Genomic DNA, 19416 nt, shown 5'->3' on the forward strand with positions numbered 1-19416 from the left:
ACCGACGAGGGACACGACGCCGGCGACGACAGCGACGACGGCGATAGTCCACGTTTTGATCATGCTGTTCAGGAGACCGATGAACACGAGCGGGACGACGAAGTCGAACTCCCACGCCGAAGGGATGCCTACGCCAAAGACGATACCGGCGGCGAGCGAAGCCTGCCATGCGAGCCAGAACGGGCCCACTACGCCGAGATAATAGCCGCGGATATCGGTATCAGTGTCGGCCTCAAACCGCCGCACTGAGAGCGCGTAGTTTGGGGTGTTGAGAAAGTACGCAAGCACCCACTTCCAGGAGGTCGACACACGCTCGAAAAAAGGGGCGATGGAGAGACTGAGGATAGTAAAATGAACGACGACCGACAGCGCGGTGAGGATGATTACGATGTCCGGGGCACCGGCTGCCAGCAAATCGATAGTCGTGATCGTCGATACTGGCGAGAAGAAGAGCACGCCCATCCCGAGAATTTCGACTGGCGAGAGCCCCGCCTCAGTGCCGGCGATGCCGGCCACGGCCCCGATTGTGATAAGCGGCGGGAGTAACGCCGTGACGTCCTTCGCACCAGCTAGGACATCAGTTTTGAATGACATCTATGCCACTATGGTACCGTCTCCATCACCCTAAACGTTCGGCAGCGTCCCTGCCCGATAGGCGCGATGTATCCAGCAGTGTCGTTTCGAACTACTCCGCGCTTGTCAGTATCAGCATGACCGATACAGAGGTTGTGGTCAGCACGGGAACTGCGTTATTTTCTCTATCTGAATGCTGAATCAGCCGACAGAATGCGCTTATGTATTGTTCACCAAAACTCTACGGTGGTCATCGGAACTACTGGATCTTCTCAGGGGGCGTGATAATCGACGGTGATATCAGTCGGTCGGTCGGCACCGTTCAGATGCCAGAGAGTGAACGAATAGTCGTAATGATACTCAGGGGTGTCCGGGTCTGGCGGGAAAGCTTGGTATGAGGTTACGTCGTATCGGAGTTGCCCGTTTTGGTAGACTGAGCGGTCGGTGAAGTCATCAACGACATCTTCGACGACATTCTCGTTCTCTTCGCTATAGTCCATGAGGGCGTCACCCGTTGGAAGGATGCCGACAATGACCGACATAAACTGCGTATCCGGGTCGAACGTGCGGAACTCCGCTCCGGGGCCGCTGTCGCCCTCTTCTGGGGTGAGTTCTCCCCAGTCGATGAGTTTGCGCGCAGCATCTGGATGCCCGAGTATTATTCCCCAGGCCGCGGGGACACCCTCCTCGGGTGTTGGTTGGTCATCAATAACCGCATCATAGACAGTCGTTCCAAGCGATGAATTAACCTGTGGTTGAGCGTCGAGTCCCACGGCGCTACAACCAGCAAGGCCAGTGAGGGCTGCTAAACTGGAGAGGTGGAGGGTCTTCCGTCGTGACCATTCAGGGGCCATACGCACAGGTGACTATACTGACTGTTATAACCGGCTAATTAAACTCAAAATGCCGTATTGATGCTTCAATGGCAGGAGGATTCACTAGATACCTTGTCTACACTGAACTGATTCATGTCCCGCTTGTCGCAGTCCAGGTTGCACTCGCTTCGACAGCAGTCTCGAAAGTGAGGTGAGCTACTTCTGGCGGATAATCCTCACCACCGCCTGCGGGGAGAAACTGGAAACTGATTTGTTCGCCAGTCTCTCCGAGCAGAGCTTCAAGAGTCACGATGTCACCCGATTCGGCGGTGACAAATTCACGACGGACAACCGTTTCACCGCCAGCGACTTCGGTGTCAAGTTCGGCATCAAACTGCTCTAATTTTGTGTTTACCGAGACTCTCACAGGTCTGTCACCGATATTTTCAATAACTAATGTCCCACCCGGATACTCAGGGGCCGTATTACCGCTTGGAAGCATTTTCGCACACCCTGCGAGTGATAGCATACCAGAGCAAGCTCCAATCCCCCGGAGAAATCGTCTTCGCTGCATACCTGTACACTCAACCCATCATCAAAATATCTGTTCATAAGTCAAGAATTTCTCTCAGATTCTCTGTACTGAACAGTTCTTCGACTGTGTTGACCGATCCACTCTGATCGAACGGTGAATGGTTCTGTGCGAGATACGCGCCCTGGGCCTTGTTTAGACGCTCGAATTCACGTGGTTCAGGCGGTGAGAGACTGCTTGATGTTTCTGATGGCGGCCTTTAGGACAATTTCTCGAAACTGACCAAACCACGTTCTGGCTTTAATCGTCGAGCCGAATCGCTTGCGCAGCGCGAAAAATATCGATTCGACGATAGACCGTCGATGGTACGTTTCATCATCAATCCGAGCATTGTGAGCGGCATCAAGCGAGTAGAATTCACGGTGCTTGATCACCGGTCTGATGCCTTCTTTACGCAGCATATGACGGAGTTCGTCCCAGTCAAAGCCTTTGTCGGCGACTACAGTTCCTAGCTGTTCGAGATTTCTCGTGAGGACTTGCCACGCGATTTGTGTGTCGTGTGGAAGATTCTTTGAGCAGTGAACGTCGAGGATTGCTCTCGTCGAGCAATCCACGAGAAGCGTGGTTTTAACCGACTCAAACGTGCCTTTGACACGCTTCGCGTAGTTGTGGCTGGACGAACGATGAGCGAGACTGGTGGAGTCGATGGCCTGAATCTCTCCAGTATCAAATAGATTCACCGACAGCCGCAACAGCACTCGCCAGACGCGCATCTTCAGCGCTTGTTTCCGAGCACAAACCGTGGTGAAGTCCGGCAACTCCTCGACCGACAGCCCGATTTTCTCCACGATATCAGGCATTTCACGGAGGATATCGAGGAGTCGTCGGTACGGAAGGTCGAGGTATTCGCGGAGTCCATGGAGAGTGATGATCACCCAGTCAGCGTAGCCACCTTCCCCTTTCTTGACAGGCTGATTTCCGTCACTCCCGACAGATTTTTGAGACAAAGCCACACATCGGTCGGTGAAGCGGGCGAGTTTCGAAGGCACATCGAACTCTGCTCGCTTCACTTCCTCGAAATCCCGCCGTTCAGGCAATATTCTTAGCGTCTAAACACAGCCCGCGCCCTGTATTCAGCAGAACGCTGAGAATATATCACCGGTTGAGGATTTCAACAGAGCCCAGATAATAAATGTCAAGATATTAGACCGCAGTTTTGGATTTTTGTATAGAGAGTCCCAAACTAGTCTTAGACGTTACCACGACACCGATTGACTCACTTCTAAAGAAGAAACTATCACTGGTTACAAAAGTTTCATTTGTAAGTGATTCCATATACATTTCGGGGATTCGTTCCCTAATAGTCAGAGGCAAAACTGCATCGCGACCCCCCTCCCTCCTCCTCCTCGGACCAGGTGTCATCGTCCACCTCTGTGGAGCGCATCGCGAGCATCCCGGTTGAGTGCGTGGATCCTCTCGTGGCGCCGGAACCTAGTCAAGAACTCGCCAGCGAAAGATCGGTCGATGTCGACAGCGATCTCGATCTCCTCCTCGCTGTCGCGCTCCGCACTCATGCTGCACCTCCGTCCACTATAGAAATCGCAGGACGGCGTCGGGGGGCGTTATCTACCTTGTTGCACTCCGATTTTTCGGGGCGTCTTCTGAAAACGCGGACTACCGTCTCATGTCTTCTACGGTCCGAAATCGTCGGTTCCGGGGTGCACCCGGAATCGACCAGAAGTTGGTATCCGCCCTCCCCGAATTGAACGGGGGACAAGTCGATCTACAGTCGACTGCTCTACCAGGCTGAGCTAAGGGCGGTTACTGTATTCTAGCCGCCGGATTCGACTTAAGAGTTCCCTTTCAACAGCGGTGTGATCCGCCATACCGCGGACGTCTCGGGTCGCGACCGGCCCCCCTCGACCTCGCTCGTCGCGCGCGGTTTTTAAGTCGCTCGCGGCGGGAGCGAGCGTATGGCCGACGGCGACGACAGACAGGCGACGTTCGGGTCGGACGGGAGCTTGGAGACCGACACGACGCCGGACGCGACCGGCGAAAACGACTTCGGCGAGCCGAAAGAGCCGAACGAAACCGACGGCGGCTACAGCCGCTACGCCGTCTCCAGCCTCCTTCAGAAGGCCGTGCGCCGCTCCGACGAGGAGGTCGCCGCGTGGGCCGCCTGGGAGTTGGCCCGCTCCGGGTACGCGTGGAACCTCTGGGACCGCCTGACGCTGTACATCGTCGAGGACCTCCGCGCCGGCAGCGAGGTCGCCCTGACGATCGAGCGCTACGAGGAACTCGCCACCGAGCGGTGGGAACCCGCCGAGTGGAAGGGTCGTCTCTGTGCGATCCACGCCGCGCTGGCGGCCGCCCGAGCGCAGTCGACGCGTGAATCGCCCAACGCCGACGAGTACTTTCGAGCCGTCGCCGACCAACGCGCCGAGGCCCGCGAGCGCGGCGAGGAGCCAGCCCACGATTTCCCAGTCGGCGACCTCGAACCCGAGGGGACGTTCGACGCGATATTCGACGGCCACACCGGCGAGGGGTCGAAACGCGGGCGCGGCACGCGCTTCTTCAAGACCCGAGGCGCGCGCGTCGGCCCGGAGGGCGAGGGCGAGCACAGCGCCCGTTGGCAGCGCCTCGCGATGCTGCTCGACGACGATCACGACTACTCCGCAGCCGAACTCGACCGCGCCGTCGAACCGGTCGACCCCGACGATCCGTGGCGCGAGCCCGGCCCCGTCGGCGACGCCGACGACGAGGGCGACGGTCGGCAAGACGAGGCCGGCGGCGATGACGGGGACGACACCGACGACTCGCGCGGCTCTCTCTGACTTCTCGTCGTAAGCGACGACGATCCGGCGGGCGAAACCCGGCAGCGGACCGGCGTCTCTCTCCCCTCGCGGACGGCGGCGGACGAACTACCGCATCCCGGTGGCCGGTTCCGCCAATCCTTATCCTCCGGAGCCCGAAACGGGGACCATGACCGATGTAGCAATCGTTGGTGGCGGACCGGCCGGGCTCAGCGCGGGACTGTTCGCGGGCAAGAACGGCCTCGACGCGGTCCTGTTCGACACCGACAAAACCTGGTTGCACAAGGCACACCTGTTCAACTACCCCGGAATCGGCTCGGTCGGTGGCAGCGAGTTCCTCGCGACCCTCCGCCAGCAGGCCGACGACTTCGGCGTCGACCGCCGCCAGGGCGAGGCCGTCAAGGACGTCGCAGCGGCTGACGAGGGATTCACCGTGACGACCGAAGAGGGCGAGTACGAGGCCGACTACGTCGTGCTGGCGACCGGCGCGAGCCGCGACCTCGCCACGTCGCTCGGCTGCGCGCTCGGCGACGACGACACCGTCGACGTCGACGTCTCGATGGAGACCAGCGTGGAGGACGCCTACGCGACGGGCGGAATGGTCCGCGCCGAGGAGTGGCAGGCGGTCATCTCGGCCGGCGACGGCGCCGCCGCGGCCCTCAACATCCTCTCGAAGGAGAAAGGGGAACACTACCACGACTTCGACGTCCCCGACACGGCGACGTCGGTGTTCGGCGGCCTGATCGACGACGACGAGTGACGTCCGGCGCTCCGACTCTTCCTTTTTAATCCCCGTCCAACCGCTCAGTCGCTTGCCACGCCCATCGCACCCCACGCGTGGCCACTATCGTGGTCTCGATTACGATCGGCGTCGGGCATCGCAGGACACTCGCGCGGGACTCGACGGGTGAACCGGGGGACGTCAGCGGACGACCGTCACCGTCACCGGCGCCTCACCGACGACGCTCGTCGCCACCGTTCCAAGCAGCCGACGGGTGATGCTCCCCCGCTCGCCGCCGTGCCCACCCATGACGACGTGGTCGACGCCGGTGGCGTCAACGTACTCGAGGATGGTCTCGGCCGGGTCACCAGTCTGGACCACCGTCTCGACGGTTCGGTCGGCGGCGGTGGCCTGTGTCCTCGCTCGTTCGACGAGGCGGTCGGCCCGGTCGCGCGCGTCCTCGCGACGACTTTCGTCGGCGTCGAGCACGCCTCCCTCGCTCATCGAGGCGTCGAGCGGCGTCACCACGTTCAGCACCGTTACCCGGCAGTCGAACAGTTCGAGCGCCTGCGCAAGCGCCTCGTCGGCCAGCGGCGACCCGTCGAGGGGGACGAGGACGTGTGACGGAGCCATGTGACGGCTTGCGTCCCGGCATACATATCGACGGTGATCCGTCACGGAGCGCGTGGGGTGGAGGGACGAACGCTTCAACAACAGATGCGGCGATCGGCGTCAGCGAGACGCGGTTACTCGCCCGTCTCGATCGGCGCGCCGACGAGGTTGCCCCACTCGGTCCACGAGCCGTCGTAGTTGCGGACGTCCTCGTAGCCGAGCAGTTCGTGCAGGAGGAACCACTCGATCGAGGAGCGTTCGCCGACGCGGCAGTAGGTGATCGTCGACTCGTCGCCGTCGACGCCGGCGTCGGAGTACAGTTTGCGGAGCTCATCCGCGCTCTTGAACGTACCGTCCTCGTTCAGCGTGGTTCCGATCGGGACGTTGCTCGCGCCGGGGATGTGTCCGCCGCGCTGGGCAGTCTCGTTGAGTCCCTCGGGGGCGATGACCTCGCCGGAGAACTCCTCGGGCGAGCGGACGTCGACCATGGGAATCCCCTCTTCGATCGCCTTGTCAATGTCGTCTTTATAAGCGCGGACGCTCTCGAAGGGGCCGCGGGCCTCGTACTCGCGCGGCGTGAACTCCGGTTCCTCGGTGGAGAGCGGGTAGTCGTTGGCGACCCAGTACCCCTTTCCGCCGTCGATCACGCGGACGTCCTCGTGGCCGTAGTACTTGTAGATCCAGTAGCCGAACAGCGCGAACCAGTTGGGGACGCGGCCGCCGCCGTAGACGACGACCGTCGTGTCGGCGTCTATGCCGGCCTCGCCGTTCCGGGCCGCGAAGTCCGCCTTCGAGACGATGTCGCGCTCCGTCTCGTCGGTGAACACCTCGTCCCACTCGAAGTTCAGCGCGCCGGGGATGTGGCCCTCCTCGTACGGCGTGTACTCCGACTCGTCGGTGACGGTCGGGTTGTTAATCTCGACGAGCCGGAGGTCGGCGTCGTCGTCCTGAAACGCGTCGAGGTTCGATTCCACCCAGTCCGCGGTGACGAGTACGTCTTCTGGCATCGGTTCCCGTTACGCACGCAACCTGTTTTGAAGGCCCGATACGGGTCGTCGTTGCCGTCGTCTCTGACGCTGCGAGCCCGCCGACCTCTCGCACGACTCGCTGCGCCCGCTCAACGCAGCGAGGCCGCTACCGGATCACCGTCACGGGGACCCTCGCCTTGTCGACGACGCTCTTCGCGACGCTCCCGACGACGTGCTCGTGTTTCGCGCTCAGCCCGCGGTGACCGACATAGATTGCGGTAACGTTCGCCTCGGCCGCGTACTCCGCAACGGCGTCGGCCGGGCGTCCGGTGAGGAGCTGGGTCTCCACGTCGATGACCTCGTCGCCGACCGCCTCCTCGGCGAGCGCTTTGGCGTTCGCGAGGACGCTCTCTCCGGCCTCGACCGCTGCCTCCTCTCCCGGGAGGATGATCGTCCCGTTGACGAGCTCCGAGTCCGGCGTCAACACGTGGACTATCTCGAGGGACTCGTCGAACGCGGCCGCCTGTCGCGCCGCGTACCTGACGGCCTTGTCACTCTCTGTCGATCCGTCGATGGCCACGAGATAGCTCATACCGAGATATCGGTGCGGATAGAATATAACTCCTGTCGGGTGTTCTCACGCCCTGCGGTTCCACGCCCCGTGTCAGTCAGTTCGCGGAGCGCTTTCGTCTCCTGCGTCTCCGCCGTCGAGCGGGACGCGGTCGCCGTCGGACGCGTGGACTGCTTCGAGCGTGCGCTGGACTCGGGTCGCCTCGCCAAAGGAGACGAGGTCACCGGCGTCGCCGTCCATCGCCGCTGCGAACTCGGTGAGAAGCGCGGCGGTGGTGTCGCCGCGCTCGTCGACGAGGGTTCGCTCGCTCTCGCGGCCGCGGTCGCGCACGAGCCGGTGCCACGCCGTCAGCGAGAGCGACCCGTCGTCGCCGACGACCGTAATCGCGTTCACCTCGTCGCCGGCGTGGTCACAGAGCAGGTCGAGCGTCCCCCGGACGCCGTCGGCCCGGAACGTCCCGACGGCGTCGTTCTCGTACGCGTCGGGGCCGGCGTAGCCGACGTCGGCGCTCACCGAGTCGACGGAGCCGAACAGCTCCTGCACGCCGAACAGGAAGTGGGTGCCGACCTCTCGAAGCGGGCCGCCCTGCTCGCGTGACTCCAGCCAGGCGACCTCCTGCCACTCGCGCGGCCACTGCGGGAACCGGAAGCGGAGTTCGACCCGTCGCGGGTCGCCGATCGCCCCCGCCTCGACCAGTTCGCGGAGCCTGACGAATCCCGGCGTGTACCGGAACGGGAGGTTCACCGCGGTCGCGAGGTCGCTTTCGGCGGCGAGCGCGGTCATTCGCGCGCCGGCCTCGGCGTCGGCGGCGATGGGCTTTTCACAGATCACGTGACGTCCGGCGTCGAGCGCGTCGGCGACCACCGTCTCGTGGGCGAGCGGGGGGACGCCGACGTACACTGCGTCGAGCCCGTCTCGCGACACGAGTTCGGTGTGTTCGGTCGTCGTGGCCGTCGATTCGGTACCGTACTCGGCCGCCAGCGACGCGGCTCGGTCGGCGTCGAGGTCGCAGGCGGCGGCGAGCGCGTACCGATCGTGGGCGTCTATCGCGGCGGCGAGTCGGTTCCCGATCACGCCGCAGCCGACGATCCCGATATCGTACATGCGTCGAGAAACGGGCCGGGAATCTTGTACCTTCGGAGACGGCGTTGCAGCGCCGCCGACTCAGTCGGGGTTGACCGCCCGCGAGAGCATCTCGCCCCACGGCTCGAAGCCGTAGCGGTCGTAGAAGGCCCGAGCGCGCTCGTTCGCGGGATCGACGTCGAACACGATCCGATCCAGCGGCAGCGACTGGTCGCTCGCGATGTCGATGGCGGCGGCCATCAGGTCGTCCGCGACGCCCGTGCCGCGGTGCGCCGGCGCGACGTACAGCTCGTTGATCACGGCGGCGTCCCAGATCATCGTCAGTCGCTCGGGCAGCACGAAGACGTAGCCGACAATCTCGCCGGCGTTGCCGGTCGCTTCGTCGTCGGCCTCTCCTTCGGCCCCCTCGACGGCGACCGTCACGCACCGCTCGTCGTCGGCGACGCATCGGTCGACCCACGCGAGCCACTGGTCCCGGTACTCGTCGGTGAGTTTATCCTCGTAGACGCTCGCTTTCGCGTCGCCGCCGGTGTTCTCGCCGAGCCCGCGCTCGAAAGCGCGCTTGCAGTCGTAGAGCCCGTCGGCGTCGGTCGTCGCGTCGTACGGACGGAGCGTCACGGTCATGCGCTCTCATCAGTATCAGTGGACATAGTCCCGTCGCCTGCGCCCTCCGACTCGTCACCGTCGCCGTTCAGCACGAACTTCGCAAGCGCGGGGACGAACGTCCCGATATCGGTGACCATCCCGATCGCCTGCGCCGAGCCGCGGTCGAGTAGTTGGGTGACGGTCGCGGGGTTGATGTCGACGCAGACGGTCTTCGTCGTCGACGGCAGGCAGTTCCCGACGGCGACCGAGTGGAGCAGGGTGGCGAGCATGATCACGACGTCGGCCTCGTGAGCCTGGTCGCGGATCGCGTTCTGTGCCTCCACCGCGTCGGTGATCGTGTCCGGAAGCGGCCCGTCGTCGCGGATCGACCCGGCGAGAACGACGTCGACGTCGTTCTCGATGCACTGGTACATCACGCCCTCCGTCACGATTCCCTCGTCCACGGCGGCCTCGATCCCGCCCGCACGGATGATCTCCGAGATGGTCCAGATGTGGTGTTTGTGTCCCTTTCGCGGGTGTTCGAGCGTCTCGACGTTCATTCCCAGCGAAGTGCCGTACAGCGAGCGCTCCAGGTCGTGGGTCGCGAAGCCGTTGCCGGCCGAGAGCGAATCGACGAACCCCGCTTCGACGAGGTCGGCGAGCGCGTCGCCGGCCCCCGAATGGATCACCGCCGGCCCGGCGACGACCATCACGTTCCCGCCCGAGCGCTTCACGTCGCGGAGCGCCGCCGCGACCTCGCGGATGGTCGACTCCGAGGGCCGCTCAGCCGAAACGCCGCCCTGCATGAAGCCGAAGGCACCGCCCCCGCTTCGCGGACGTTCAGGGGGGTTCACGCGGATTCCGGACTGGTCCGTCGCGACGAGGTCACCCTCCTCGATCGCGTTGAGCACCTTCGTGTGGGCTCGCGGACTCCCGTTTCGGCCGCCTTCTGGCTCGATGACGAGCGCGCAGTCCATCTCGATCCGCTCGACGTCGATCCACTCGCCGTCGTACAACACCTCGGTCGGATGATTCGTGGTGGAGTAGAAATTCGGCGGCACGACCCGGTCCGCCGGCGCCGAAACGAGGTGTACCTCGCTCGGGTCCTCGAGGACCGCGCCGTTCTGGTGGAGCTCGTGGAGGATCGCTTGCAGCGTCTCCGGCTCGTCCGCGGAGACCGTCAGTCGGCAGTACGACTCCTCGTCCTCGTGTTTCCCCACGTCGAACTGCTCGACGTCGAAGGACCCCCCGAGGTCCATCACCGCGCCGAAACAGCGCTGCATCGTTCCGCTGTCGATGATGTGCCCCTCGAGTTCGACGGTCCGGGCGTGGCTCATATCCAATCGTTTCGTTCCGAAGAGAAACCCGTTTCCCTCCCGAGGGGGGCGGCTGCGCGGCAGCGACCGACGGCCGTCAGTCCCGCCGCCTCAGATCAGGCCGAGCGCCGACATGATCTGGTTCCCGAAGATCATCGCCACCAGTCCGGCCAGCATGACGAGTCCGGACGAGACGGTTATCGTGCGGACCGCGGCGTGCCGGTCGGATATCGGGACCCGGCTGATCACCGCCTCGGCGACCATCCGGAGGATTCGACCGCCGTCCAGCGGGAACGCGGGCAGGCAGTTGAACAGCGCGAGTTGGACGTTGATCCAGCCGGTCCAGAAGAGGAGGTTCGCGAGCAGGAAGGTTCCGCCTCCGAGCGCGCCAAGTGCCCCCTCGACGACGAAGAAGTTTGTCACCTCGCCGGTGAACCCCGCGAAGTTGAACGGGAGCCCGAACAGACTTCCGAGCGGGAGGATGAGCGCGATGAATACGAGCCCGAGCGGCGAGCCGGTTACCCCGTCGAGTGGGACGCCGCCGCTCGTGTTCTGTCCGGCGTCGCCGCCGAGCAGTTCGAGGTAGGCACCGGCAGGGTACTCGGAGACGCCGAAGTCGTCGAGTGCAAGCCCACTGGAGCCGGGGAACACCGTCACGCCGACGAAGCCGCCGTCGCGGTTCGGGTGGGGGTCGAGTTCGACGTCGTACACCTGCCGCTCGTCGGCCGCGTCGTACGCGATCACCTCGACAGTCGTGCCGGCCTCACGGTCGCCGAGGACGGTCGAGAGCGCGCCAGCGTCGTGGATGCGCTCCCCGTCGATAGAGACGATCGTCAGCGGCTCACCGGGCGCCGCGCCGGCGGCGTCGAGCGGGCCGTCCGCCTGCACGCCGAGGGCGTACGCGCCGACCGGAATCTCGGCGGTGGTCGCGTTCGCGTCGCCCCCGTCGGCGTCCGTCACCGACACGGTGGCGCGCTCAGCGTCGCCCACGGCGTCGTAGAACCCGCTCTCGGTCGATACCGGCTCGCCGTTCACCGACGCGACCGATAGCGGCGCGTTACTAACCGTCACGCCGAGCGCGTTGCCGCCGGCGGACCCGATGATCTGCAGCTCGCGATCCACCTCCACGGTGCGCTCGCCGTCGCCGTCGTCGGCCGTGACCGTCACCGTATCGCCCGCGTCCGCGATGGCCGCCTCGAACTCACTCGCCGTCTCGACCGGAGTGCCGTCGACCTCGACGAGCCGGTCGCCGGCCGCGAGACCGGCGGTGTCGGCAGACGATCCCGGCGTCACCTCGCCGACGGCGTACCCCGGCGCCGGCGAGATGGCCCCGACGACCGGACCGAACAGCAGCGCGAACACGACCACCGTGAGCAGCGTGTTGGCGGTGACGCCGGCGGCGAACATCCGGGCACGGGCGCCGCGGGACGCCTCTTGGGTCGCCTCCTCGTTCGGCTCGACGAACGCACCCACGGGCAAGAACGTGAAGAAGACGAGCCCCATCGATTCGATGTCGATTCCCTCGACGCGGCACAACAGGCCGTGTGCCCCCTCGTGGACGACCATCGCGACCGCGAGGCCGGCGATGATCTCGGGCGCGACCGACAGCGGGAGGAAGTCGTTGACGCCGGGGATGATGAGGAAGTTCTGCGGCTGCTGGATCGCGGAGGGCTGCGCGGTGTTCAGCGACGACGCCGCGGACGACAGGATCAGGAAGAACGACCCGACCATCGCCACCAAGGCCCCGCCGAGCCCCAGGTTCGCGAGCGCACGCCAGAACCGCTTCGGGGAGGCGAGACGGTTGAGAAAGATTCGGCCGCGGAGGGTTCGGAGGGTCAGTATCGGACCGGAGACGCCGACCGACTCGGGGAGTATCCCACGGTTCCGAAGCCACAGCGCGGCCGCGGAGTACGCGAGGACACCGGTGAGGACCCAGAGGAGCGTGTTCTCGGCGAACTGGTCCAGCAGCGCGTTCATGCCTAACCGATCCGTGTCCGTCGGGTGTAAGGCGTTCGGTTACCGGTACACGTCGGGCGGGGATCGGAGCCGCGCCGCCGGCGAGGAACGGCCGAGAACTCAACACCCAAGTACCCCGCGGGTCAACGACGGTGTATGTTCGCGCTCATCGACTTCGTCTCACGGCTCGTCGGCGACGTCGGCCGCTTCGTCGACATCTTCCTGAACGACCTCATCCTCGGCGCCGGTGACCCGCTCTCGGCGCTGCTCGTCCTCGTCGGACAGGTGCTCATCATCGCCTCCGTCGCCGCGCTCGGCTACGCCGCAGTCGGGGCGCTCTTACAGGAAATCGGCGTCACGCTCCCCTCGCTCGGCGGTCGCGGACGCTCGGAGTGAGGTGAGCGAGAGGCCGAATTCCACCCGACTGAGGGGTGGCACGAAGTCCCGGCTGACGATGCGGAGCGTGGTGTAGATTGCGACGATCGTCCAGAGGCTTTAAAAGAACTCGCCGACCGACTCGGCCGCCAGATCGACTGCAGTCTCCAGGTCCGGCCCGAGCGGCGACCCGACGACGAGTCCGTCGGCGTGCTCGGCCACGGCGCCGGCGCGTTCGCGGACCGTCTCCGGCGAACCGGCCATACAGAAGGCGTCGACCATCGCTGGCGTCACGCGGTCGAAGGCCGCAGAGAACTCGCCGGCCGAGACGCGCTCGCCGATTTCGGACGCCGCGTCGGGGTCGATCCCGTGCCGCTTCAGCACGGGGGGTGCCGCGCCTCCGACGATGAACGCGACCGGCGGGCGCGCCGCCTCTCGCGCGGCATCGGCGTCCTCGTCTATCGAGACCGCGGCGTACGCGATCAGGTCGAAGTCGCCGCGGCGGTCCGGGCGGTCCGTGAGCCCGTCGTCGACCTGCTCGCGGGCCCACGCGAGGTCCTTCGGATGCGAGCCGTTGTACAGCAGGCCGTCGGCGTGCTTCGCGGCCATCCGGCACATATGCGGACCCTCGCCGCCGACGTGGACCGGAATCGACGCGCCCTGAGGGGGCTCGTAGTTGAGCCCCGCCTCGCTGGCGTCGAAGGTCCCGTCGTGGTCGACGCGCTCGCCGGCCCACAGCTTCTGAGCCGTCTTGAACGCCTCCAAAACGGACCGGAGTCCGCGCTCGTCGGCGAGCCCGAGGTTCGCGAGCGTGGAGGGGTCTCCGGGGCCGAGTCCGAAGACGGCACGCCCCTCCGACAGCTCGTCGAGCGTGGCGACCTTCGAAGCGAGCGTCACCGGGTGAGTCTCGTACGGGTTGGCGACGCCCGGTCCGAGTCGAACGGAGTCCGTGGCGGTCGCGAGCTGTGAAAGGAACGCCCACGGGTCGCGGTTGTTGTAGTGACACGTCGAGTAGACGGCGTCGTAGCCGGTCTCCTCGGCGCGGACGCCGAGGTCGACGAGGCGGTGCAGGTCGTGTTCTGGGGTGAGTTCGATGCCGAGCATGTCAGTGGTCCTCGAAGCTCCAATCGCGCAGCGCCTGCCGGACGAAGTCGCCCTCGACTTCGCGGAAGTGGTTGTCCGAGCCCTCGTGGTCGCCGAACGCCCAGTCGCGGACGACGACGACGGGAGTGCCGCCGTCCCCCTCGCCGGCGACGAGGTTCGCCGCCGCCGCGAGCTCGTCTATCACGTTCTGGACGGTGACGTCCATCTCACGGCCGTCGCGGTCGAGTTCGCCGCGCCAGTCGCGGCTCGCGGGCAGGCCCGCCCAGCCGATGGCGACACCGCGCTGACCGTGTCGGAACGGCCGCCCACAGGTGTCGCTGACGACGACGCGGTCGGCCGCGATGCCCTCGCGGACGCGTTCCGCGCTCTCGGAGGGGCGCTCCGGGAGCAACAACAGGTCGCCGTCGGGGACGTTCGACCGGTCGATACCGGCGTTGACGCTGATGTGACCGAAGCGTGTCGCCGTCAGGAGAAACGGGGCCTCCATGATCAGTTCCGTCGACTCCTCGATGACGGCCTGCGCGAAGCGCGGGTCCTTCTTTTCGCCGGCGATTTCCGATAGCCGGTCCGCCACCTCGTTCGCGCGCGGCCCGGCCGGGAACTCGGAGAGGTCGTACGTTCGCCCCTCCGCCTTGGAGACGACGGTGCTGGCGACGACGACGACGTCGTCCTCGCGGAGGTCGACGCGCTCGTCGATCATGGCCGCGAGGTCGTCACCCGCCCGGATCTCCGGGAGGTCCGGGACGGCGAACAGCTCCATACGTCACCCTGCGAGGCGCCGAGGAAAAACCCCGCCGGTACCGGGTCGGTTTGACGGTACCGACCGGTGGCCCGCCCGCGACCGACGACGCCGGTCGCTCCGCACGGCTTTTAACTGACTCGGCCGAACTTATCGCGTGCATCTCCACGTCCGGTACGAGGGGGACGACGACCCCGACAAGTGCACGGCCCGGAAGCTCGCGCGGTTCGACCTCGCGGAACTACACCGCTCCGACCGCGCCACGCCCTACGGCGTCGTGCTCAACCCGCACGCCGAGCGCGCCCTTTCGCCGGCCGACGCGGACGTGGCCCGCGAGAACGCGCTCGTGGCGCTCGACTGCTCGTGGGAGTCCGCGGGCGAGAAGATGTTCAGCCTCCCCGGCGAACACCGCGCGCTCCCGTACCTCGTCGCCGGCAACCCCGTGAACTTCGGGCGACCGATGCAGCTCACCACGGTGGAGGCGTTCGCCGCCGCGCTCCACATCCTCGGCGAGCCCGACCACGCGGCGGAGATCATGGCGAAGTTCACGTGGGGGGAGACGTTCCTCGACCTCAACGAGGAGCCACTTCGACGGTACGCGGACTGCGAGGACTCCGCCGAGGTCGTCGCGGTCCAGCAGGAGTACCTCGACCGGGAATAGCGCGGCTTCACACTCGTCGTTTCGCCCTCGACTAACGCCCAGACGGATACCGGAACCAAACGGGGGTGCGACAAGGCTTTTCCACGAATCGCACGTATCAGTAGACGATGGTTTCCACCGGAGACATCGCACCCGACATCTCGGCGACGATCGGTACGAGCGACCACGAACCGTTCGAACTCGACGACCACCTCGACGACGGCCCGGTGGTGCTCGCGTTTTTCCCCGGCGCGTTCACGCCGCCGTGCACGAACGAGATGGTGGCGTTTCAAGAGCACGCCGACGCCTTCGACGAGGCCGGCGCATCGATCTTCGGGGTCAGCGCCGACTCCCCGTTCTCGCAGGGCGCCTTCCGCGAAGAGTACGACATCGAGTTCGACCTCGTGAGCGACATGAGCGGCGATGCGATCCGAGCGTACGACCTCGAGATGGATATTGCCGATCTGGGCCTTCATGACATCGCCAACCGCGCCGTCTTCGTGCTCGACGAGTCGGGTGAGGTCGTCTTCGACTGGACCGCCGACGATCCGACGAACGAGCCCGACTACGAGGCGGTGCTCGACGTGGCACGCTCCGCGTAACACCGGATCTCGATCCGCCGACCGTCGGCGCTTTTTATATCCCAGTCAGTCCCCGAGCACGCCGCCGATAGCCCCCGCCAACGCCGAGTCGATGGCGAACAGTAACGTCAGGAAGAGCCCGACGACAAGGATACTCGCCCCGCCGAGCAGGCTTCCGATCGGTCCGCCGGCAAGTCCCACGAGTCCGCCGAACGCGGCCAGGATCAGGGTGACGACGACGCCGCTCACGGAGCCGGCCAAGAGGCCGTGCCACGTCCCGGAGAGGAGCCCGCCTCCGGCGACGTAGCCGGCGACGAATCCGCCTATCAGTCCCGCACCGATGTGGCCGACGACCGGGGCGAACGTCGCGAGCAGTCCGGCGATCAGCATCACGACGAAGCCGTAGCCGACGGCGCGCCAGTCTGTCATACCTACCGATAGTCGGCCGCGAGGTAAGTATTCGCCGGCACGTCACGGGCGTCTGGATTTAAGACGCTCAGCACGCTATCTCTACGGCGTGCCCTCCCATTCGCCTCCCTCGGCCGAGGAGACCGTCTCGGCGGAAGCCGACGGTGACATCGCCGCCGCGAGTGACTCGGCCGACTCCCCGGAGTCGACAGACGCCATCGAGTGGGGGCCGGTCCGTTTTGACCGCCTTCGTTCGCTGGCGCTCGGCGGGACCGTCGCCGCGGCCGTCCTCGTCCTCGCGGTGCTCGCGGCCGTCGCGGTAGGAGTCGGCGCCTCGCTGCTCGGAGGCGACGGTCCGCCGACGGCGGCGTTGGCGGTGGCCGTCGTCCTCCTCGTCGGCGGTCCGGTGTCGCTGCTCTACTGGATCGTCGCCTACGACCGAACCTCCCCGGCGCGGCGCCGAGAACTCGCGTCGCAGTTCGGCGACTACTCTTTCGACCCCTCGCGGTTCCGTCCGGGCTGGACCCTCGCCGGCGCGGGGGCCGTGCTCGCCCTCGCCGTCGCGGCGACCGGGATCGGCCCGCTTCCCGACTTCCCGTCGCTGTCACCGGTACTCGCGCCGCTGGTCGTCTCGCTCCTCTCGTTCACGCCGGCCTTCGCGGGCTCGCGAGGGACCGACGTGCGGCTCGATCCGGGGGCGATGTGCGTGGAGCGGACCTACCTGAGCCACGATCGGACGCGCTCGGACGACCTCGGATCCGTAATCCGGACGCGCCGGATCGATCTCCCGTGGGTGACCGTCTTCCTGCTGGCGTACCGCGGGAACGCGTGGTACCGCTCGACGCCGTGGCTGTTCGTTCCGACCGACCTCGCGGACGAGGTGGATCGGGGTCTCACCGAAGCACTCGCGCGGAGCGACGGCCCCGACCGCGCCAGCGTCCCGGAGCGGTTCATCCTCGCGATCCTCGGGTCGGCTTCGCTCGTCGTGGGACTCGCGATGGCCGTCGCGGCGGGAGAGGGGGCAGCTGGCGTCCTGTTAATGCTCCTGACGGCGCCGTTCAGCCTCCTCTTTTTGGCGCTCGCGGCGCGGCTGTGACGGCCGCCCGAAGCGCCGCGCCCTCGCCTCGTCGACACCGGACGTGACAACCCCTACCACGCGACTCATATACTCGGCTCTCCTACCGTGATACATGGACAGCAAGCGTCTGGAGAACGCATTGGCGGAGGCGTTCGGCGGGACCGAGGCCGAGCGGCGGACGGTCGCCCGTGCGGCCGGCGACCTCGCCGACTCCGGCCGGCCATCCGAGGACCGCGGGCACGCGCTCACCGTTCCCGGCGTGATCGACCATCTCGAGGACGCGCCCGACGGCTCCTCCGTCGTCGAGCGCTGGAACTGGTGGATCGGTGCGCTCGACGCCGCCTACGGCGGCTACGACTACTTCATGGTGCGGTTCGTTGAGGGAGACGAAGAAGCGGGACTCCGTCGATAGTCCGGAGTCGGGTCGTGGCGGTCGCGGTCGGTCGATCGACCGGGAAATCGGCTCCCGATCGGCGTCAGCATCGAGTTCAGATCGCCTTCGCTCGGCGGTGAGCCGTTTACTTTCAGTTTCACTCCGGACATGGCTCGGTTATAGGGGCATTCCGGTCATCCGGCCAAGTATGAGCGCGACTACCCACGACCGACCGCAGTACGCGACGCCGACGCGCGTGGACGTCACCGACTGTCGAACGGACCGGATCGCCGAGCGTGCCCGGATGAACCGTGTTCGCGGCAGCGAAGTCTCGATAGAGCGCCGCGGCGGCCGGACGTTTCTTGTGACGCGCCCGTCGGAGTAATTGGTTGTCCGTCGAAGTAATCGGTCGTCCGAGGCGTCGAGCGCGAGTCAGTCGTCCGCCACGAGCTGGCTCCGCCCGACGCCGCCGTCGGAGAGCAGACTGTCGAAGCCGATACCGAGCGACTCGTCGGTCTGTGCGACGGACTCCTCACGGGACATGTCGGTCGCCAGCGCCCGGATCGCGTCCACGTTCTCCGGCACGACGTCGGCCTCTTGGTGGACGTTCTGGAACAGGTACAGGTCTCGGTCTTCCATGTGTACGGACTCCTCCCAGACGCAGTTCTCCCAGAGGTCGCCGCGCGGACGGCCGACGTCGGCCGCGTAGTCTTTCAGCGCGCCGGCGCCGTCGATGCCGGCGCCTTCGGGAATCATGAACACGCGACTCTGGTCGCGGAGGAGTTCCGTGACCGCGGCGGTGCTCGGCGCGGTGTCGAGCGTGACGTTGAGACTGTGGGTGTGCATCGCCGTGACGGGGGCCCGTAAGGCGGCCGTGTCGACGGGAACGTCCGGGAGGACGGTGCCCACGTCCGGACCGTGATGGGAGGGGAGCGTCACCGGATCGGGCACGAGGTCGTTAATCGGGCCGCGGTCGGTCTCGCTCGGGTCGCCGCCGCGCCGAACGAGGGTCACGCGCGCCTTCTCGACGCCGTACTCCTCGTCGAGGGGCGCGAGTATCCGAGAGAGCCCGGTAGTGTTACAGGAGACGACACGGAGGGAGTCAGCGCCGCGGGCCGCCTCGTAGCTGGCTCGAGAGTTAAACGAGGCGTCGGCGACGGAGGCGTCTTCGCCGCCCTGATAAATCGCCGGCACGCCGTGGGCGTCGTACGTCGATTGATTCGCTTCCCCGATCCCTGACGGACAACAGTCGACGATGACGTCGATGTCGGCGAGCAGGTCGGAGAGCGTTCCGGTCACGCCGAGGCCGGCGGCCTCGAACGCGTCGACCCGATCGTCGATCCCGGCGTAGAGGTCGTATCCACGTCGCACAGCGGCCTCGGCGCCGTAGTCGGGGGTCGTCTTCGTCACGCCGACGACTTCCATGTCAGGCTGGGCGGCGACCGCGTCCGCAACGCGTTTGCCGATAGTGCCGTAGCCGTTGACGCCCACAAGTATCATATACTATCTATCCTTCGCGTACCGGCATAATCTTTTCGAGGAATTTAGAAAGAAATTAACTACGCCGTGAGTA

General features: G+C 65.7%; 24 protein-coding genes and 1 tRNA gene. 8 read left to right on the forward strand and 17 right to left on the reverse strand.

Annotation, left to right across the window (positions count from 1 at the left end; translation table 11 throughout):
* The 6 genes from ACNS84_RS12355 to ACNS84_RS12380 all read right to left on the reverse strand — a co-directional run.
* The coding region (locus ACNS84_RS12355; RefSeq protein ID WP_435075174.1) for an AzlC family ABC transporter permease at positions 1 to 594 on the reverse strand (594 nt) is incomplete at its 3' end.
* Positions 595 to 845: 251 nt separating this feature from the next.
* Positions 846 to 1427 carry a hypothetical protein gene (locus ACNS84_RS12360; RefSeq protein WP_435075175.1) on the reverse strand — a complete coding sequence of 194 codons (582 nt, stop codon included), beginning with the start codon at positions 1425 to 1427 and terminating at the stop codon, positions 846 to 848.
* A gap of 112 nt (positions 1428 to 1539) precedes the next feature.
* A complete protein-coding gene (locus ACNS84_RS12365) occupies positions 1540 to 1917 on the reverse strand; it encodes a hypothetical protein (protein ID WP_435075176.1) in 378 nt (125 codons plus the stop codon).
* Between the two features lie 221 nt (positions 1918 to 2138).
* Positions 2139 to 2969 (reverse strand): IS5 family transposase, encoded by an 831-nt coding sequence (locus ACNS84_RS12370; RefSeq protein WP_435075598.1) that lies wholly within the window; start codon positions 2967 to 2969, stop codon positions 2139 to 2141.
* 369 nt (positions 2970 to 3338) lie between these two features.
* On the reverse strand, positions 3339 to 3494 hold the full coding sequence (locus ACNS84_RS12375; RefSeq protein WP_435075177.1) for a hypothetical protein: 156 nt from the start codon (positions 3492 to 3494) through the stop codon (positions 3339 to 3341).
* Positions 3495 to 3667: 173 nt separating this feature from the next.
* Positions 3668 to 3741 (reverse strand) — tRNA-Tyr (locus ACNS84_RS12380).
* Positions 3742 to 3893: 152 nt separating this feature from the next.
* On the opposite strand from ACNS84_RS12380, the gene ACNS84_RS12385 reads away from it, so the two are divergent.
* Positions 3894 to 4754: a hypothetical protein gene (locus tag ACNS84_RS12385; RefSeq protein WP_435075178.1), complete on the forward strand. Its 861-nt coding sequence runs from the start codon at positions 3894 to 3896 to the stop codon at positions 4752 to 4754.
* Between the two features lie 148 nt (positions 4755 to 4902).
* A complete protein-coding gene (locus ACNS84_RS12390; RefSeq protein ID WP_435075179.1) occupies positions 4903 to 5493 on the forward strand; it encodes an NAD(P)/FAD-dependent oxidoreductase in 591 nt (196 codons plus the stop codon).
* 162 nt (positions 5494 to 5655) lie between these two features.
* On the opposite strand, the gene ACNS84_RS12395 is transcribed toward ACNS84_RS12390, so the two are convergent.
* The 7 genes from ACNS84_RS12395 to ACNS84_RS12425 form a co-directional block, all read right to left on the reverse strand.
* The gene (locus ACNS84_RS12395; RefSeq protein ID WP_435075180.1) at positions 5656 to 6087 is read right to left on the reverse strand and encodes a universal stress protein; all 432 of its coding nucleotides are present in this window, start codon (positions 6085 to 6087) and stop codon (positions 5656 to 5658) included.
* Between the two features lie 113 nt (positions 6088 to 6200).
* Positions 6201 to 7073, reverse strand: a complete 873-nt coding sequence (locus ACNS84_RS12400; protein ID WP_435075181.1) for a sulfurtransferase — start codon at positions 7071 to 7073, stop codon at positions 6201 to 6203.
* 127 nt (positions 7074 to 7200) lie between these two features.
* Positions 7201 to 7626, reverse strand: a complete 426-nt coding sequence (locus tag ACNS84_RS12405; RefSeq protein ID WP_435075182.1) for a universal stress protein — start codon at positions 7624 to 7626, stop codon at positions 7201 to 7203.
* Positions 7627 to 7698: 72 nt separating this feature from the next.
* Positions 7699 to 8709: a Gfo/Idh/MocA family protein gene (locus tag ACNS84_RS12410; RefSeq protein WP_435075183.1), complete on the reverse strand. Its 1011-nt coding sequence runs from the start codon at positions 8707 to 8709 to the stop codon at positions 7699 to 7701.
* Positions 8710 to 8769: 60 nt separating this feature from the next.
* Entirely contained in the window at positions 8770 to 9312 is a 543-nt protein-coding gene (locus ACNS84_RS12415) for a GNAT family N-acetyltransferase (protein ID WP_435075184.1), read from the reverse strand.
* Positions 9309 to 10610: an ornithine cyclodeaminase, nickel-pincer nucleotide-dependent gene (locus ACNS84_RS12420; protein WP_435075185.1), complete on the reverse strand. Its 1302-nt coding sequence runs from the start codon at positions 10608 to 10610 to the stop codon at positions 9309 to 9311. The genes ACNS84_RS12415 and ACNS84_RS12420 overlap by 4 nt, the downstream gene beginning before the upstream one ends.
* A 90-nt stretch (positions 10611 to 10700) precedes the next feature.
* A complete protein-coding gene (locus ACNS84_RS12425) occupies positions 10701 to 12566 on the reverse strand; it encodes a site-2 protease family protein (RefSeq protein ID WP_435075186.1) in 1866 nt (621 codons plus the stop codon).
* 135 nt (positions 12567 to 12701) lie between these two features.
* On the opposite strand from ACNS84_RS12425, the gene ACNS84_RS12430 reads away from it, so the two are divergent.
* Positions 12702 to 12941, forward strand: coding sequence for a DUF8024 family protein (locus tag ACNS84_RS12430; protein ID WP_435075187.1), 240 nt, complete (start codon positions 12702 to 12704; stop codon positions 12939 to 12941).
* Positions 12942 to 13040: 99 nt separating this feature from the next.
* On the opposite strand, the gene ACNS84_RS12435 is transcribed toward ACNS84_RS12430, so the two are convergent.
* Both ACNS84_RS12435 and ACNS84_RS12440 read right to left on the reverse strand, forming a co-directional pair.
* A complete protein-coding gene (locus ACNS84_RS12435; protein WP_435075188.1) occupies positions 13041 to 14024 on the reverse strand; it encodes a 5,10-methylenetetrahydromethanopterin reductase in 984 nt (327 codons plus the stop codon).
* Position 14025: 1 nt separating this feature from the next.
* The gene (locus tag ACNS84_RS12440) at positions 14026 to 14784 is read right to left on the reverse strand and encodes a coenzyme F420-0:L-glutamate ligase (protein WP_435075189.1); all 759 of its coding nucleotides are present in this window, start codon (positions 14782 to 14784) and stop codon (positions 14026 to 14028) included.
* A 136-nt stretch (positions 14785 to 14920) separates the two neighbouring features.
* Here ACNS84_RS12440 and ACNS84_RS12445 point away from each other — a divergent pair, with 136 nt between their 5' ends.
* Positions 14921 to 15424, forward strand: a complete 504-nt coding sequence (locus tag ACNS84_RS12445) for a DUF367 family protein (protein ID WP_435075190.1) — start codon at positions 14921 to 14923, stop codon at positions 15422 to 15424.
* Between the two features lie 107 nt (positions 15425 to 15531).
* Complete coding sequence (locus tag ACNS84_RS12450; protein ID WP_435075191.1) at positions 15532 to 16005, forward strand: redoxin domain-containing protein; 474 nt, start codon at positions 15532 to 15534, stop codon at positions 16003 to 16005.
* 45 nt (positions 16006 to 16050) lie between these two features.
* On the opposite strand, the gene ACNS84_RS12455 is transcribed toward ACNS84_RS12450, so the two are convergent.
* Positions 16051 to 16413: a DUF5518 domain-containing protein gene (locus tag ACNS84_RS12455; protein ID WP_435075192.1), complete on the reverse strand. Its 363-nt coding sequence runs from the start codon at positions 16411 to 16413 to the stop codon at positions 16051 to 16053.
* Positions 16414 to 16501: 88 nt separating this feature from the next.
* On the opposite strand from ACNS84_RS12455, the gene ACNS84_RS12460 reads away from it, so the two are divergent.
* The 3 genes from ACNS84_RS12460 (at position 16502) to ACNS84_RS12470 (ending at position 18228) form a co-directional block, all read left to right on the forward strand.
* Positions 16502 to 17488: a hypothetical protein gene (locus ACNS84_RS12460; RefSeq protein WP_435075193.1), complete on the forward strand. Its 987-nt coding sequence runs from the start codon at positions 16502 to 16504 to the stop codon at positions 17486 to 17488.
* Between the two features lie 94 nt (positions 17489 to 17582).
* The gene (locus tag ACNS84_RS12465; RefSeq protein WP_435075194.1) at positions 17583 to 17882 is read left to right on the forward strand and encodes a WNWW family protein; all 300 of its coding nucleotides are present in this window, start codon (positions 17583 to 17585) and stop codon (positions 17880 to 17882) included.
* A 169-nt stretch (positions 17883 to 18051) separates the two neighbouring features.
* Positions 18052 to 18228 (forward strand): hypothetical protein, encoded by a 177-nt coding sequence (locus ACNS84_RS12470; protein ID WP_435075195.1) that lies wholly within the window; start codon positions 18052 to 18054, stop codon positions 18226 to 18228.
* A gap of 47 nt (positions 18229 to 18275) precedes the next feature.
* On the opposite strand, the gene ACNS84_RS12475 is transcribed toward ACNS84_RS12470, so the two are convergent.
* Complete coding sequence (locus tag ACNS84_RS12475) at positions 18276 to 19343, reverse strand: type II glyceraldehyde-3-phosphate dehydrogenase (protein ID WP_435075196.1); 1068 nt, start codon at positions 19341 to 19343, stop codon at positions 18276 to 18278.
* Positions 19344 to 19416: the final 73 nt, after the last annotated feature.

It is taken from the genome of Halorubrum wangae (genome assembly GCF_051194135.1).
Lineage (GTDB): Archaea > Halobacteriota > Halobacteria > Halobacteriales > Haloferacaceae > Halorubrum.